Origin of the sequence: Pseudomonas sp. WS 5011, from assembly GCF_012985775.1 — a bacterium.
Classification (GTDB): domain Bacteria; phylum Pseudomonadota; class Gammaproteobacteria; order Pseudomonadales; family Pseudomonadaceae; genus Aquipseudomonas; species Aquipseudomonas peli.
The window spans coordinates 206,525-220,197 of record NZ_JAAQXA010000002.1 but is presented as its reverse complement, the minus strand read 5'-3'; the positions used below and the strand labels follow the sequence as shown (position 1 = coordinate 220,197).

At 61.6% G+C, this 13,673-nt stretch carries 14 protein-coding genes; 5 read left to right on the top strand and 9 right to left on the bottom strand.

Annotated features, from left to right (window positions below):
- Positions 1–4: 4 nt before the first annotated feature.
- Positions 5–2,068, bottom strand: coding sequence for a GGDEF domain-containing phosphodiesterase (locus tag HBN63_RS03390; RefSeq protein WP_090249034.1), 2,064 nt, complete (start codon positions 2,066–2,068; stop codon positions 5–7).
- A gap of 256 nt (positions 2,069–2,324) precedes the next feature.
- Here HBN63_RS03390 and HBN63_RS03385 point away from each other — a divergent pair, with 256 nt between their 5' ends.
- Both HBN63_RS03385 and HBN63_RS03380 read left to right on the top strand, forming a co-directional pair.
- Complete coding sequence (locus tag HBN63_RS03385) at positions 2,325–3,620, top strand: ammonium transporter (RefSeq protein WP_170048396.1); 1,296 nt, start codon at positions 2,325–2,327, stop codon at positions 3,618–3,620.
- A 1-nt stretch (position 3,621) separates the two neighbouring features.
- A complete protein-coding gene (locus tag HBN63_RS03380) occupies positions 3,622–4,266 on the top strand; it encodes a hypothetical protein (RefSeq protein WP_167142440.1) in 645 nt (214 codons plus the stop codon).
- A gap of 60 nt (positions 4,267–4,326) precedes the next feature.
- Here the strand turns inward: HBN63_RS03380 and HBN63_RS03375 are convergent, their stop codons facing one another.
- The 3 genes from HBN63_RS03375 to HBN63_RS03365 all read right to left on the bottom strand — a co-directional run bounded on the left by HBN63_RS03375 (position 4,327) and on the right by HBN63_RS03365 (position 6,103).
- Positions 4,327–4,908: a Fe-Mn family superoxide dismutase gene (locus HBN63_RS03375; RefSeq protein ID WP_090249029.1), complete on the bottom strand. Its 582-nt coding sequence runs from the start codon at positions 4,906–4,908 to the stop codon at positions 4,327–4,329.
- Between the two features lie 176 nt (positions 4,909–5,084).
- A complete protein-coding gene (locus HBN63_RS03370; RefSeq protein ID WP_170048395.1) occupies positions 5,085–5,696 on the bottom strand; it encodes a LysE/ArgO family amino acid transporter in 612 nt (203 codons plus the stop codon).
- A 5-nt stretch (positions 5,697–5,701) separates the two neighbouring features.
- A complete protein-coding gene (locus HBN63_RS03365) occupies positions 5,702–6,103 on the bottom strand; it encodes an ACT domain-containing protein (protein WP_170048394.1) in 402 nt (133 codons plus the stop codon).
- A gap of 92 nt (positions 6,104–6,195) precedes the next feature.
- On the opposite strand from HBN63_RS03365, the gene HBN63_RS03360 reads away from it, so the two are divergent.
- Positions 6,196–7,098 carry a LysR family transcriptional regulator ArgP gene (locus HBN63_RS03360; protein ID WP_167354446.1) on the top strand — a complete coding sequence of 301 codons (903 nt, stop codon included), beginning with the start codon at positions 6,196–6,198 and terminating at the stop codon, positions 7,096–7,098.
- Here HBN63_RS03360 and HBN63_RS03355 read toward each other — a convergent pair.
- On the bottom strand, positions 7,088–8,143 hold the full coding sequence (locus tag HBN63_RS03355) for a saccharopine dehydrogenase NADP-binding domain-containing protein (RefSeq protein ID WP_170048393.1): 1,056 nt from the start codon (positions 8,141–8,143) through the stop codon (positions 7,088–7,090). The two genes, HBN63_RS03360 and HBN63_RS03355, sit on opposite strands and share 11 nt — an antisense overlap.
- Positions 8,144–8,310: 167 nt before the next feature.
- On the opposite strand from HBN63_RS03355, the gene HBN63_RS03350 reads away from it, so the two are divergent.
- The gene (locus HBN63_RS03350) at positions 8,311–9,303 is read left to right on the top strand and encodes an NAD-dependent epimerase/dehydratase family protein (RefSeq protein ID WP_170048392.1); all 993 of its coding nucleotides are present in this window, start codon (positions 8,311–8,313) and stop codon (positions 9,301–9,303) included.
- 17 nt (positions 9,304–9,320) lie between these two features.
- On the opposite strand, the gene HBN63_RS03345 is transcribed toward HBN63_RS03350, so the two are convergent.
- A complete protein-coding gene (locus tag HBN63_RS03345) occupies positions 9,321–9,632 on the bottom strand; it encodes a hypothetical protein (protein WP_090249018.1) in 312 nt (103 codons plus the stop codon).
- A gap of 311 nt (positions 9,633–9,943) precedes the next feature.
- Here HBN63_RS03345 and HBN63_RS03340 point away from each other — a divergent pair, with 311 nt between their 5' ends.
- The gene (locus HBN63_RS03340) at positions 9,944–10,789 is read left to right on the top strand and encodes an ATPase (RefSeq protein WP_170048391.1); all 846 of its coding nucleotides are present in this window, start codon (positions 9,944–9,946) and stop codon (positions 10,787–10,789) included.
- A 253-nt stretch (positions 10,790–11,042) separates the two neighbouring features.
- Here the strand turns inward: HBN63_RS03340 and HBN63_RS03335 are convergent, their stop codons facing one another.
- The 3 genes from HBN63_RS03335 to HBN63_RS03325 are packed head-to-tail and all read right to left on the bottom strand — an operon-like array spanning position 11,043 to position 13,619.
- Positions 11,043–12,092, bottom strand: coding sequence for an alkene reductase (locus tag HBN63_RS03335; protein ID WP_170048390.1), 1,050 nt, complete (start codon positions 12,090–12,092; stop codon positions 11,043–11,045).
- A 17-nt stretch (positions 12,093–12,109) separates the two neighbouring features.
- Complete coding sequence (locus HBN63_RS03330) at positions 12,110–13,276, bottom strand: MFS transporter (RefSeq protein WP_170048389.1); 1,167 nt, start codon at positions 13,274–13,276, stop codon at positions 12,110–12,112.
- Between the two features lie 40 nt (positions 13,277–13,316).
- Positions 13,317–13,619 carry a helix-turn-helix transcriptional regulator gene (locus tag HBN63_RS03325; RefSeq protein ID WP_170048388.1) on the bottom strand — a complete coding sequence of 101 codons (303 nt, stop codon included), beginning with the start codon at positions 13,617–13,619 and terminating at the stop codon, positions 13,317–13,319.
- Positions 13,620–13,673 lie beyond the last annotated feature (54 nt).

Sequence of the window (13,673 nt, the reverse complement as noted above, 5' to 3'; positions counted from 1 at the left end):
GGCGTCAGAGAGTCGCGGGATTGGCGGCACTGTTGAGTCGCCGGGCTTGTTTCAAGTAGGTCGTCAGTTCGCGTGCCGGCAGCGGCTTGCTGTAGAGGTAACCCTGCCCCTCGTTACAGCCCTGGGCGATGATATAGGCCTCCTGCTCCACGGTTTCCACGCCCTCGGCGATGACCTGCATGCCGAGGCTCTTACCCAGCTGGATGATGGCGCGCACGATGGTGGCATCGTCTTCGTCTTCCAGCAGGTCCTGCACAAAGCTCTTGTCGATCTTGATCTTGTCCAGCGGCAGGCTCTTCAGGTAACTCAGTGAGGAGTAACCAGTACCAAAGTCATCGATGGCGATCAGTGCCCCGGAGCGACGTAGGCTGAGCAGGTGCTGGGCGGCGGTGTTGATGTCTTCCATCAGGCCGGTTTCGGTGACTTCCAGCTCCAAGCTGCGCAGCGGCAGGCGGTAGACCTGCATCAGGTTGTTGACCACACGTGGCAGCTCGGCGTGGTGCAGCTGCACGGTGGACAGGTTGACCGCCATGCGCAGCTCGGTGAAACCTTGGTCGTGCCATTCGCGCAACTGGCGGCAGGTCTGGTCGAGAATCCATTCGCCAATCGGGATGATGGTGCCGTTCTGTTCGGCCAGTGGGATAAACAGGTCCGGCGGTACAAAGCCGTGTTGCGGATGCTGCCAACGCAGCAGCGCCTCGACACCGACCACGCTGTGGTCGCGGTAGTCGACCTGCGGTTGGTAAACCAGGTGCAGTTGATTCAGTGCCAGGGCATCACGCAGGTCTTTTTCCAGCTCGCGGCGGCGGCGCATTTCACTGTCGACGCTGGCGATATAGAACTGGTAACGGTTGCGTGAGCGGCTCTTGGCCAGGGTCATGGTCTGTTCGGCTTTCTGCAGCAGCTTCTCGGTGCTGTCGCCGTCTTCCGGGAACAGGGTGATGCCGATGGTGGCGCGCAGACGCACTTGCTGCTGATCGAGCATAAAGGGGTTGTCGAGGTCGTCGAGGACGCTCTGCGCCAACTCAGCCGCCTCGTAAGGCTGCTCGATATCAGCCTGTACCAGCGCGAACTGATCGCCCCCCAAACGGGCCAGGGCGCCGAGGCGGCCACTGTGACTGCGCAGGCGGTCGGACAGGGCCAGCAGCAGCTGATCGCCAGTCTGGTAACTGAACTGTTCGTTGATGCCTTTGAAGTCATCTAGGCCTACGCACAGCACGGCCACGCGGCGCTGCAGGCGGCCGGCGTCTCCCAGAATTTGGTCAAGCTGCTGTTGCAGCTGCTGGCGGTTGGGGAGGCCGGTGAGGAAGTCATACTGGGCCATGCGCAGCAGGCTATTTTCTGCTTCACGGCGCAGATTGGTGTTGCGTTCGATGGAAGACAGCAGCTGGTTGGCGGTGTTAATCCAAAGCCCCAGTTCATTCTTCTCGTTGCCCTTGAGCATCGGTAGCTTGTGCTCGCTGGGGCGGTCCGGGTTGATGTTGGTCAGGTGCTCGATGATCTTCGACAGCGGTTTGGTCAGCAGCCAGTGATAGACCAAATACAGCACCAAGCCCATGGCTAGCGCACGCAGCACGCCTGAGATAAAGATGATGACGGAGTTGGTAACAAAGCTTTCGCCGTAGGGCGCGGTATCGAGGGTGATGCTGAGGTCGCCGTAATACTCGCTGTAGGGGCCGCGGCCGACAAGCTGGGTGGTGAAGTTCTGTTCTTTGCCGAGAATCGGGTCGGTGAGCCAGCGTGTGGGGATGTCGACCTGCTCTCGGGCTTTCTCCGCCAGCATCGGCTCGTTGGGGTGACCAATGGCCGCCATTCGCACGGATTCGTGCTGGAACAGGCCTTCAATCACCTGCATGCCCATTTCCCGGTCCAGGCTGTAGACCGCCTGCGTGGATGGGTCACGGAACATGCCGAGAATACGGTGCGCGTCATTGGCGACTGCCTGACGTGTTTTGTAAACGTCGAAAACAATCTGGGCAAGACTCAAGACCACGCCAACGATTAGCGCTGAGAGCAGCACCACGCGGAGTAACTTAAGTGACAAGCTGTTTTTGAGTTCCAGCTTCAAATGACGGTTCCTTGTTCGGGCCTTCGGCGTCACACGCTAGTGAGTATTGGCAAAGTCGCGCTTGCAGTCAAAGGGCCATTACTAAAGTTTGTCGAACAAATTATCTGCGCGGCGATGGCGCGGCTGCTGACCGCTGTATTGGCCTGCTGCACTGTGTCGGTGCGAGTTGCCCGAGGCTTGAGCGCCGTTTGGCGGTTTCTTGCTTGGCATGAGAGTTGCGAAGCCCCGTGTATTCACCTTCATGGGGGACGCTGCAATGAAAATTCGACTGATAGGGATAGCGGTATTTGCGGTTTCGCCACTGGCTCTAGCGGCCAGCGATGAGGCACTCAACACCGCCTGGCTGGTGTTGGCCAGCGTGTTGGTGTTTTTCATGCAGGCCGGCTTTGCCTTGCTGGAAAGCGGTATGTCGAGGGCCAAGAACGCCGTCAATGTGATGATGAAAAATTACATGGATGGGTGCGTGGGGGGCATCACCTTCTGGCTGTTCGGTTTTGGCTTGATGTTCGGCAGCAACATCACTGGCTGGTTCGGCATGAGTCATTTTGCACCGCACGATGGCGAGCCGTGGGATTTCACCTTTCTGCTGTTTCAGATGATGTTTGCGGCCACGGCGGCGACCATCGCCAGCGGCGCGATGGCTGAGCGTACGCGCTATTCGGCCTACCTGATTGGTGCGGTGGTGATCAGCGGGTTTATCTACCCGGTGTTCGGCAGCTGGGTATGGAGCGGCATCTATGGCGGCCAGGGCTGGTTGGCGGCGCTGGGGTTTATCGATTTCGCCGGTTCGACCGTGGTACACAGCATCGGTGCCTGGTGTGCGTTGGCCGGTATTCTGGTGCTTGGGCCGCGTCTAGGGCGTTTTGCTGCGGACGGCACACCGCGCAGCATTCCCGGGCATAACCTCAGCCTGGTCGCGCTGGGCGGTTTTATCCTCTGGGTCGGCTGGTTTGGCTTTAACGCCGGCAGCAGTCTGGAGATGAATGTCAGCCTCGGCCTGATTGCCTTAAATACTCATCTGGCAGCATCGGCTGGGGCGTTGGGGGCCTTTCTGGCGCAGCGCAGCACCTCCAGCCCGGTGCTGCTGACCACTACGGTGAATGGCTCACTCGGCGGCCTGGTCGGCATCACCGCCGGTTGCGCAACCATGTCGCCGCTGTTTGCCCTTCTGACCGGACTGGTGGCCGGTGGTGTGGTGGTCTTCGGCATGCGCCTGCTGGAGCGCTGGCAGCTGGATGATGTTGTGGGGGCGGTCCCCGTGCATGGTTTTGCCGGTGTCTGGGGCACCGTGGCGGCCGGGCTGTTCTTCAGTGGTGATCTGTTCAACTGGTCGCGGGTCGGTGTGCAGTTGCTCGGCGCGGGTGTGGCGTTTGTCTGGGCCTTCCCGCTGGCGCTGATGCTTTACCTGTTATTGGCGAAAACCCTCGGTCTGCGCACCTCTACGCAGCATGAGCAGCGTGGCTTGGATTATGCCGAGCATGCCGAAGTGGGCTATCCCGAGTTCAACCTGGCTGTGACCTTCGACAGTAACGACCTGCCGAGGAGGGTGTGACATGAGCCTGGCAACTCGCCGACGGGCGATCTACACCGGGCTGGCCGGCCACTTTGCTGAAGACGAACTGCTGGCGGTGCTGGCGCTGTGGGAAAGTAAATACGCGGACAAACCGCCGTTTGCACTGAATGAGTTTCTGGGTGAGGTGGCGGCGACCTGCGAGCGCAAGTTGGAGCGTGCCAAGCTTTACCGCGAGCTGGTGGGGGCGCTCACGGGGCCGTTATCGGCGTTGCTGCCGGACCCGGAACCGCAGCTGCTCAGCTGGCGGCAACGCATGGGCCTGAGCGCACCGCCGAGCAATACGGCAGACGTGCATGCACGGCATACCTTCGAGGCGTTAAGCCGGGTGCTGTTCAACGGACTGGACGCTGGCCTGCTGCCACGTCTGCAGCGTTTCGCCGCAGGCAATCTGAGCAACCTGCTGGGCAGTAATGAGCAGCGTTTGCGCGTGCGGGCCTGGCTTGAGCAGGGTGCAGAGCTGGACGTGGCCAACCTGGGGCTGGAGCAACTGCGGCAACTGCTCAACCTGCTGTATATCGGGCTGTGTGAATACCTGGGGCCAGTGGTGGCCGATCAGCGTCTGTCTATGGCTGTACAGCAAGTGGAGGCGCTGCACCTGGCATTTGCTCCGCGCAAACTGCTGTAAACCTTGGCCCCGACAGCAAAAAACCCGGCGCAAGGCCGGGTTTTTTGTGGGTAACGCAGGTTACGCGGCGTAGTTTTTCGCCACGAAGTCCCAGTTGACCAGGTTCCAGAACGCCTCAACATACTTCGGACGCAGGTTGCGGTAGTCGATGTAGTAGGCGTGTTCCCAAACGTCGCAGGTCAGCAGCGGGGTATCGCCGCTGGTCAGCGGGCAGCCGGCGCCGATGGTGCTGGCCAGAGCCAGGGAACCGTCAGCTTTTTTCACCAGCCAGCCCCAGCCGGAACCGAAGGTGCCGATGGACACTTTGCTGAACTCTTCCTTGAACTTGTCGAAGGAACCGAACGCGGCGTTGATCGCGTCAGCCAGGGCACCAGTTGGCTGGCCACCGGCGTTAGGCGCCAGGCAGTTCCAGTAGAAGGTGTGGTTCCAGACCTGAGCGGCGTTGTTGAATATGCCACCCGAAGAAGTCTTGACGATTTCTTCCAGGGTTTTGCCTTCGAACTCGGTGCCTGGGACCAGGTTGTTCAGGTTCACGACGTAGGTGTTGTGGTGCTTGTCGTGGTGGAATTCCAAGGTTTCCTTGGAAATGTGCGGCTGCAGGGCGTCATGTGCGTAGGGCAGCGGCGGCAATTCGAAAGCCATTGTCTATCTCCTAATCAGGTCAGGTGCGGTGTGCGCGAGGCCGATCACGGGCGGCCATCTCAGCGGCGTGAGTTATCTCTTTGCGCCGCAAGCCCTTGATCATAGCACCGGCACTGCGCCTTAAACACGCGGCAACTGTGTGGAAAACCACCTCGGCATGTTGCATCAGGGCCGTTTTAGAGCATGCCGGGGTTGCTCATTAGCTGCCAGGCAATGCTGAACATCATCAAGGCCACGCCCAGGTCAATAAAGCGCCAGGTGCTTGGGCGCGCCAACCAGGGTGCAAGCCAGGCCGCGCCTAGTGCCAGGCAGAAGAACCACATTAAAGAAGCGCTTACCGCGCCCAGCGCATAGGCGCCAGGCACCGGTTGTTGTGCGCCGAGTGAGCCGATCAGTAGCACCGTGTCGAGGTACACATGCGGGTTGAGTAGGGTCACTGCCAGTGCCGCCAGTAGTACCGCCTTACGTGAGCGCGGGCCGCTTTCACTGGCCTGATTCAGTGCCTGTGGGCGGCTGGCACGAACCAGCGCCTGGGCGCCATACCAGAGCAAAAAAGCCGCGCCGCCCCAGCGAGCGATGCCCAGCAGCAGCGGACTTTGCGCCAGCACGGCGGCCAGGCCGAAGACTCCGGCGGCCACCAGCAACGCATCGCAGACCACACAGAGCAGCGCCACCGGCAGGTGATGCTCACGGCGCAGGCTTTGCGCCAACACGAAGGCATTCTGTGCGCCGAGGGCGATGATCAGCCCGGCGGCGATCAGTAATCCGTTGCTATAGCTTTGCCACATCTCGGTTACTCCGCCTGTGCACTGAGCTGTTGCAGAACGGCCAGTGCGCGCGGTCCATCGGCGTGGGCGACGAACAGGTGGTCGTGGTAGAAGCCGGCGATCACGTTGCAGCTAATCCCGGCTTGCGCCAGTGCGCTGGCGACGGCAGCCGTCAAACCGACTGCTTCCAGAGCCGAATGCACATGCAGCGTCAGCCAGGCGGCTACGTAGCTGAACGGCAAACCCAGGTGTTCGGCTTGCTGGAGCGGCAGGATCACCGTGAGGCCTTCGGCTTCCTGAAAGCTGCCAAGCGGCTGCACATCGTCCAGTTGCGCGGCATCGCTCAGACTGCAGAACACGTATGCTCCATCGTTCAGCTGTGGGCTCATGCTGCGGAGCAATGTTGTTAGTGAGGTTTCGCCGGCCATGCGGATTGCCTTGTTCAGGGTGGGATACTGGTCAGTCTGCTGCGGCTGGGTATATAAGAGAAACCAATAATCCTGATCACTCATTAGGAAATCTGATTTTGTTGGATTACAAACTACTCGCCGCCCTGGCTGCGGTTGTCGAACAGGCCGGCTTCGAGCGGGCGGCGCAGGTGCTGGGGTTGTCGCAATCGGCCGTGTCGCAGCGGATCAAGTTGCTAGAGGCGCGTGTTGGTCAGCCGGTGTTGGTACGTGCGGTGCCGCCGGCGCCGACGGAAATCGGTCGGCGTTTGCTTAACCATGTGCAACAAGTGCGGTTGCTGGAACGCGATATTCAGGCGCAGGTGCCGGGGCTGGATGAGGGCGGTTTGCCGGAGCGCCTGCGCATTGCGCTGAACGCCGACAGCCTGGCCACCTGGTGGGCCGGCGCGGTGGGCGCATTCTGTACCGAACAGCGTTTGCTGCTGGATCTGGTAGTGGAGGATCAGGAGGTTGGCCTCAAGCGCATGCGTGCCGGAGACGTGGCGGCCTGCGTGTGCGCCAGCGAGCGTCCCGTCGCCGGTGCCCGTGCCGTGTTGCTGGGGGCGATGCGATACCGCGCTATGGCCAGCCCAGGATTTATTGCTCGGAACTTCCCGACAGGCGTGACCGCGCAGGCATTGGCCCACGCGCCGGCCATCGTATTCGGCCCGGATGATCTATTGCAGCATCGCTACCTGTCCGGCCTCGGCGTGGAGGGTGGGTTTGCCCACCATCTGTGCCCGTCATCTGAGGGATTTATCCGTCTGGCTCAGGCCGGGTTCGGCTGGGGGCTGATCCCGGAGCTGCAGGTGCAGGGTGAAATAGCCCGTGGCGAGCTGGTCGAATTGATCAGTGATCGGCCAATCGATGTGCCGCTGTACTGGCACCATTGGCGCAATGGTGGTGAGTTGCTTAATCAGCTGACGCACCACCTCACCCAGGCCGCAGGCCATAGCCTGGTAGACCTCAGGAAATAACCACTTTGCCCGAGCCCGGCAGCTGTTCCACGCAGCGCTCGCCAAGCAGCTTGGTGGGGGTGAAGTAGCCGCCAGGGCCGCTGTAGTTCAGCAAGTGCTGCACGGCCAGCAAGGCGCCATGCACGGTGACGTCGTAGCCGTTGGCGGTTTCCAGGCGCGCCGTTTTCACCACGCCGGAGGCGTTGCGCGCTTCGCCCCAGAGCCAGGTGCGCTGACGTGCGCGGCTGCTTTCATCGGGGCCGCTGACGCGTTTTTCGATCAGCCGCTTGAGCCAGTTTTGCACCGCATCCAGGCCCAGCAGGCCGCGCAGCGGGTCGATCAGGCGCATGACAATCGCGGCCACTGTCGGTGTCGGCAGGTACACCTCGATATTGTCGATGCCGGTGGAGTGGTAGGCGGTGGAGACATCGCCCCAGGGAATCGTCACCGCCGGTTTTTCACCACGGCCGAAGTTTATGGCACGGCGTTTATAGCCCAGCGGTACATCGGTGATCACGCCTGCGCGACGTACCTTACCGCCAAACTTCAGACCTTCCACCGAGGTTTTCGCCGTACCGGGCGACAGCCCGCTGCCAGAGTCGAAGCCCAGCGCCAGGTGCGTGGCATCGGGCAGGGCCTGGTGCAGGCAAGCGGCGAGGCAATCGCTGGGGATCACATCGAAGCCCACGCCGGGGCATACCACCAAGCCCAGTTCGCGGGCTTGTTGATCGCGCTGGTGAGCGGCTTCGAACACGCTGATCTCGCCGGTGATGTCGACATAGTGGGTGGCGCTGGCCAGGCAGGCATCGAGCATCGGTGCGCTGGTGGCCGAAAAGGGCCCTGCGCAGTGGGCAACCACGGCAACATCCGCCAGGGCTTCCTTGGCACGATCCAGTTGGTGGATATCGAATATCCGGCATTCCAGGCCCAGCAGGCTGCCCAGTGCGTGTACGGCGGCCGGGTTGCGTCCAGCCAGAATGGGCGTGAGTCCCTGGCGCTTGGCTTCGGCGGCGATCAAGTGGCCGGTGTAGCCGTTGGCGCCATAGATCATCCAGTGCATGGCCATCCCGTTGTCCTCCAATGCTGTGATGTTGGGGCACAGCTTAGCGGTTACCGCAGCGTGTGCGTGCCTATCGCAGGGTGTGTGCAGTCGTTGTTCTGGCTTGCAATGCCACGGCAGCACCCTGCATGCGCTGCTAGAGTGGCCTGCAATCACGGCAAAGGGGGGCGGCAATGAAGATTCTGGTAACTGGGGCCAGTGGCTTTATCGGCGGGCGTTTCGCCCGATTTGCCTTGGAGCAGGGCCTGAGTGTGCGGGTCAACGGTCGGCGTGCCGAGGGTGTTGAGCATCTGTGTGCGCGTGGCGCGGAGTTTGTCCAGGGCGATCTGTCCGACCCGGAACTGGTGCAGCAGCTGTGCCGGGATGTCGAAATGGTGGTGCACTGCGCCGGCGCGGTCGGCGTCTGGGGGCGTTACGAGCATTTCTATCAGGCCAATGTCACGGTCACCGAAAACGTGGTTGACGCCTGTTTGAAACAGAAGGTGCGGCGCTTGGTGCATCTGTCGTCGCCGTCGGTGTATTTCGATGGCCAGGCGCATGTCGGTCTGCGTGAAGAACAGCTGCCCAAGCGGTTTTCCGATCACTACGGCAAAACCAAGTTTCTCGCTGAGCAGCAGGTGTTTGCCGCCCAGGAGTTCGGCCTGGAGGTGCTGGCACTGCGTCCGCGTTTTGTCACTGGGGCGGGTGACACCAGCATCTTTCCGCGCTTGATCAATATGCAACGCAAGGGGCGGTTGTCGATCATCGGCAACGGCCTGAACAAGGTTGATTTCACCAGCGTGCACAACCTCAACGAAGCGCTGATGAGCTGCCTGCTGGCGGCCGGCCCGGCGCTGGGGCAGGTCTACAACATCAGCAATGGCGCGCCAGTGCCGCTGTGGGATGTGGTCAATTATGTGCTGCGCAAACTCGACCTGCCGCCGGTCACCCGTCACCTGCCTTATAGCCTGGCCTATGGCGCGGCGGCCTTGAATGAAGGTGTGTGCAAGCTGCTGCCGGGGCGACCTGAACCGACCCTGTTCCGCCTGGGTGTGGCGGTGATGGCTAAGGATTTCTCCCTGGATATCAGCCGCGCGCAGCAGTATCTGGAGTACGAACCCAAGGCCAGTTTATGGAGTGCACTGGATGAGTTCTGCGCCTGGTGGCAGGCGCATCACCCGAGTTGACTGCCGGTAAACAGATCTCAGGCGTAAACGCGCTGACCGCGATACATGCGCACCGAGGCGCTAGACGGGCGGTGTGCGTTTTCTTCCACCAGTAGCGGGTGTCCGGCCTGCATGCGTGGTGTGCTCGCTGGCTCGCCGAAGGGGCGGTCGCTGTATTGGGCCAGCAGTTGCCCCAGTTGCCGGGTTTCCTCACTGCTTGAGGTGAGACAGGCGCTGAGCATGCTGTTGATCGCATCCGGCTGGCTCATGCGGATGTCCACCGTCAATTCTTCGCGCAGCCTGCGGCGCAAGCTCATCATGCAATCCAGTACTTCTCTGTTCAGCTCCATGGACCTTTCCCCCGTCAGTACAAGTGGGCTGGGTGTCATCCATCCTGAATGCCACCAGCCTGGTCTCGCCGCGTTTCCCGCGCGCGGATCGCGCCTGCAACACCTTTGCTCCCTGGTGCTACGAAAACGTCGCAAATAGACAATTGCAAAGCGCGTACCAGCTCACATTCTGCGGAACTGCGCGGCTTACAGCGGGTCGATGGCCTGAGCCGTGCCCTTCGTCGGTGCACCTTGCACTGGCATGGCGCGACACTGAAGCCCTGCGCGCGAATCGGTATACTGCGCGGCATTCTGCTACTGAAGGTTGACCCATGCGTAACGATGCCAACGACGAACTCGATCACGTGCCTAGCCTGCGGGCAGATCACCGCGATCACGATGACTATGCCGCCGAGCAGTCGGAGCCTGCGCGCAGCCCTGCCAATGGCCGTGCGGCGGCCGTTGCGCCGGTGAAGTCGGCCAGCACTGGCCCGCTCTGGGCACTGGTTGGCGCCTTGATGATTGCCCTGGGCGGGCTCGGCTGGTGGAGTTTCCAGCAGATCAGCCTAATGGAGCAGCAACTGGTGGCGACCCAGGAAAGCTTTGCGCGCATCAGCGAGGAAGCCGCCGGTCGTATTCAGGATATTTCCGGCAAGGTGGTGGCCACCGAATCCTCGGTCACCAGCGGCAGTGAAGCGCTGAAGCTGCAGGTCAAGCAACTGGAAAGCAAACTGGCCGAGCTGAGCAAACAACAGCAGGGCGCCAGTGGGCAGAACACGGAACAGAGCAAGCGCCTTGAGCAACTGGCCGCGCAGCTGAAAGGCCAGGAAGGTGGTGGCGAAAAGCTCGAAGCCACTCTGAAGAAGCTCACTGCCGAGCAGGCCGCGCTGAAAAGCGAGCAAGCCACCCTGAAAAGCGCACTGGCCGGGCAGAGCAAGTTCGACGAGAAAATTGCCGGTCTGCGCAGCGAGATTGATGCGCTGAAGAAACAGGGTAATTCCAGCCAGGCGATTGCCCGTGTGGAGCAGGACCTGCTGGTGTTGAAAAGCGACCTGGAAACCCGCTCTGCCGGCAGCAGCACCGCCGAGTTCGATGCGTTCCGCGCGCAGATGAGCCGCAATATCAGCACCCTGCAGGCGCAGGTACTGAACCTGCAGCAGCAGATCGACGCACGCTAAGGATCGGTCTGCTGCGCATCGGCGATACGGCGTTAGAAATGGCCTCGGAAAGCGGCTTGCCGCTAACGCGCTTTAGCGCAGCCCGAAGGGCGAGTGAAACGAGTACTGCTCATTTACAACCAGTAAACTCCGCGCCCTCGGCCATTTCTGCCTTGTCTCGCTCTAGCTCGCTAGACCTGAAGTAGTTCTAAAACTGTTGCAAAGAAAAGCCCGCCAATTGGCGGGCTTTTTTATGCCGGTTTGATCACCTTAATTACAGCGTTGGGTAGTCGAGGTAGCCGACCGGGCCCTTGCCGTAGAAGGTTTCCGGGTGCGGGGTGTTCAGCTCGGCATCCTGCGCCAGGCGCGCCGGCAGGTCCGGGTTGGCGATAAACGGAATGCCAAAGGCCACTGCATCGGCTTTGCCTTCAGCCAGCCAGGTATTGGCTTGATCCTTGGTGAAGCGCTCGTTGGCGATAAACACGCCGCCGAAGGCTTGTTTCAGGCTTGGCGACAGGCTGTCGTCGGCTTCCTTCTCGCGGGCGCAGATAAAGGCGATGCCGCGTTTGCCCAGTTCACGAGCGACGTAGGTGAAGGTCTCGGCGCGGTTGGCGTCGCCCATGTCATGGCTGTCGGCACGCGGTGCCAGATGGACACCTACGCGGCCAGCGCCCCAGACTTCAATCGCTGCATCAGTGACTTCCAGCAGCAGGCGTGCGCGGTTTTCCAGGCTGCCGCCGTAGCGGTCGGTGCGCTGGTTGGTACTGCTCTGCAGGAACTGGTCGAGCAGGTAACCGTTGGCACCGTGGATTTCCACGCCGTCAAAGCCGGCGGCCTTGGCGTTTTCCGCGCCCAGGCGATAGGCCTCGACGATGTCGGCGATTTCTTCAGTTTCCAGGGCGCGCGGGGTGACGAAGTCCTTCATCGGGCGCACCAGGCTGACGTGACCCGCCGGCTGGATGGCGCTCGGTGCGACCGGCAGTTGACCGTTCAGGTAGATCGGGTCGGAAATGCGCCCAACGTGCCACAGTTGCAGGACGATCTTGCCGCCTGCAGCGTGCACGGCCTTGGTCACATTGCTCCAGCCGCGTACCTGATCATCCGACCAAATACCGGGGGTATCCGGGTAGCCGACGCCCATTGGGGTCACGGCCGTGGCTTCACTGATGATCAGGCCTGCACTGGCGCGCTGCACGTAGTACTCGGCCATCAGCGCGTTGGGCACGCGGCCTTCATCGGCGCGGCAGCGGGTCAGCGGCGCCATGATGATGCGGTTGTTGAGTTGCAGATCGCCAATCTGGATCGGGTCGAAAAGTGTGGTCATGGGACGGTCCTCTCAGGTTATTCGTTGAGTGCAAGTTGCGGTTCAGGGCTACGGGTACTGAAAGTCAGCAGGGTGGCCAGCAGCGCCAGTACAGCCAGAGCGGCAGCGGCCAGGGGTACGCGGGTCAGGCCGAATCCTTCGGCGATCACCAGGCCGCCAACCCAGGCGCCGAGGGCGTTGCCGAGGTTGAATGCGCCAATATTCAGGGTCGACACCAGATTCGGTGCGCCGCTGCCAAAGGCCACCACATTGACCTGCAAGGCCGGCACGGCCGCGAAGGCGGCGGTGGCCCAGAGGAACAGGGTGATTTCGGCGGGGATCAGCGCCTGGCTGGTCCAGCTGAACAGGGTGGAAATCACCGCCATGGCGACGAATACGCCGATTAGGGTGGCTTTCAGGCTGCGGTCGGCCAGGCGCCCGCCGAGCACGTTGCCCAGGGTCAAGCCAAGGCCGATCAACAGCAGGGTCCAGGTTACGCCGTTGGGCGATACGCCAGTGACTTCGCCAAGCAGCGGCGCGATGTAGGTGAACAGGGCAAACATCGCCGCAGAGAACAACACCGTGGTGCTCAGCGCCAGCCATAAGCCGGCACCGCGCAGGGCGCGCACTTCACTGGCGAAGTCGGCCTTGGTTTCATCGGTTTTGCTCGGTAATACGCGCCACAGGCCAATCAGGGCAATCACGCCAATCAGGGTCACGGCCCAGAAGGTCGAGCGCCAGCCGGCGTACTGACCGAGGGCGGTGCCCAGTGGCACGCCCAGCACGTTGGCCAGGGTCAGGCCGGTGAACATCAAAGCGACTGCTGACGCGCGGCGATTGGCCGGCACCAAGCTGGCGGCCACCACCGAGCCGATACCGAAGAAGGCACCATGGCAGAGGGAGGTGATCACCCGGGCGAGCATCAGCATCTGGTAATCGCTGGCCAGGGCGCAGAACAGGTTGCCGGCGATAAAGATGCTCATCAGCGTCAGCAGTGAGGCTTTGCGCGGCCAACTGGCGGTGGCCAGGGCCATAAAGGGCGCACCGATGGCCACGCCGAGAGCGTAACCGGTGACCAGCCAGCCGGCACCGGGAATCGACACGGCGAGGTCGCCAGCCACTTCTGGCAGCAGGCCCATGATGACGAATTCCGTGGTGCCGATGGCAAACGCGGATAAAGCGAGGACGAGAAGCGCTGCAGGCATGCCGTCAGCTCCTGAAAAAAGGGTGAATGAACAATTAGTTTTAGAGCGCTTGGCTCATGTGGCTGAGGAACGCCTGGATGGTTTCTTCATTGCGTTTGAAGAAGTTCCACTGGCCGACCTTCTTGCTGCTGATCAGGCCGGCGCGCTGCAGGGTGGCCAGATGCGCAGAGACTGTTGATTGCGACAGCCCGGTGCGCTGGTCGATCTTGCCGGCGCACACGCCGATTTCCAGCGGGTGATCTTGGTCGGCGAAATACGCCTGCGGGTCCTTCAGCCAATGCAGGATGTCGCGCCGCACAGGATGAGCCAGGGCCTTGATCACTTCATCGATGTCCAGTTGCATGCAGGTTATCCCCTGTGTGCCGTAACGCTGTATCGCGATGGGGCGAACTTTATA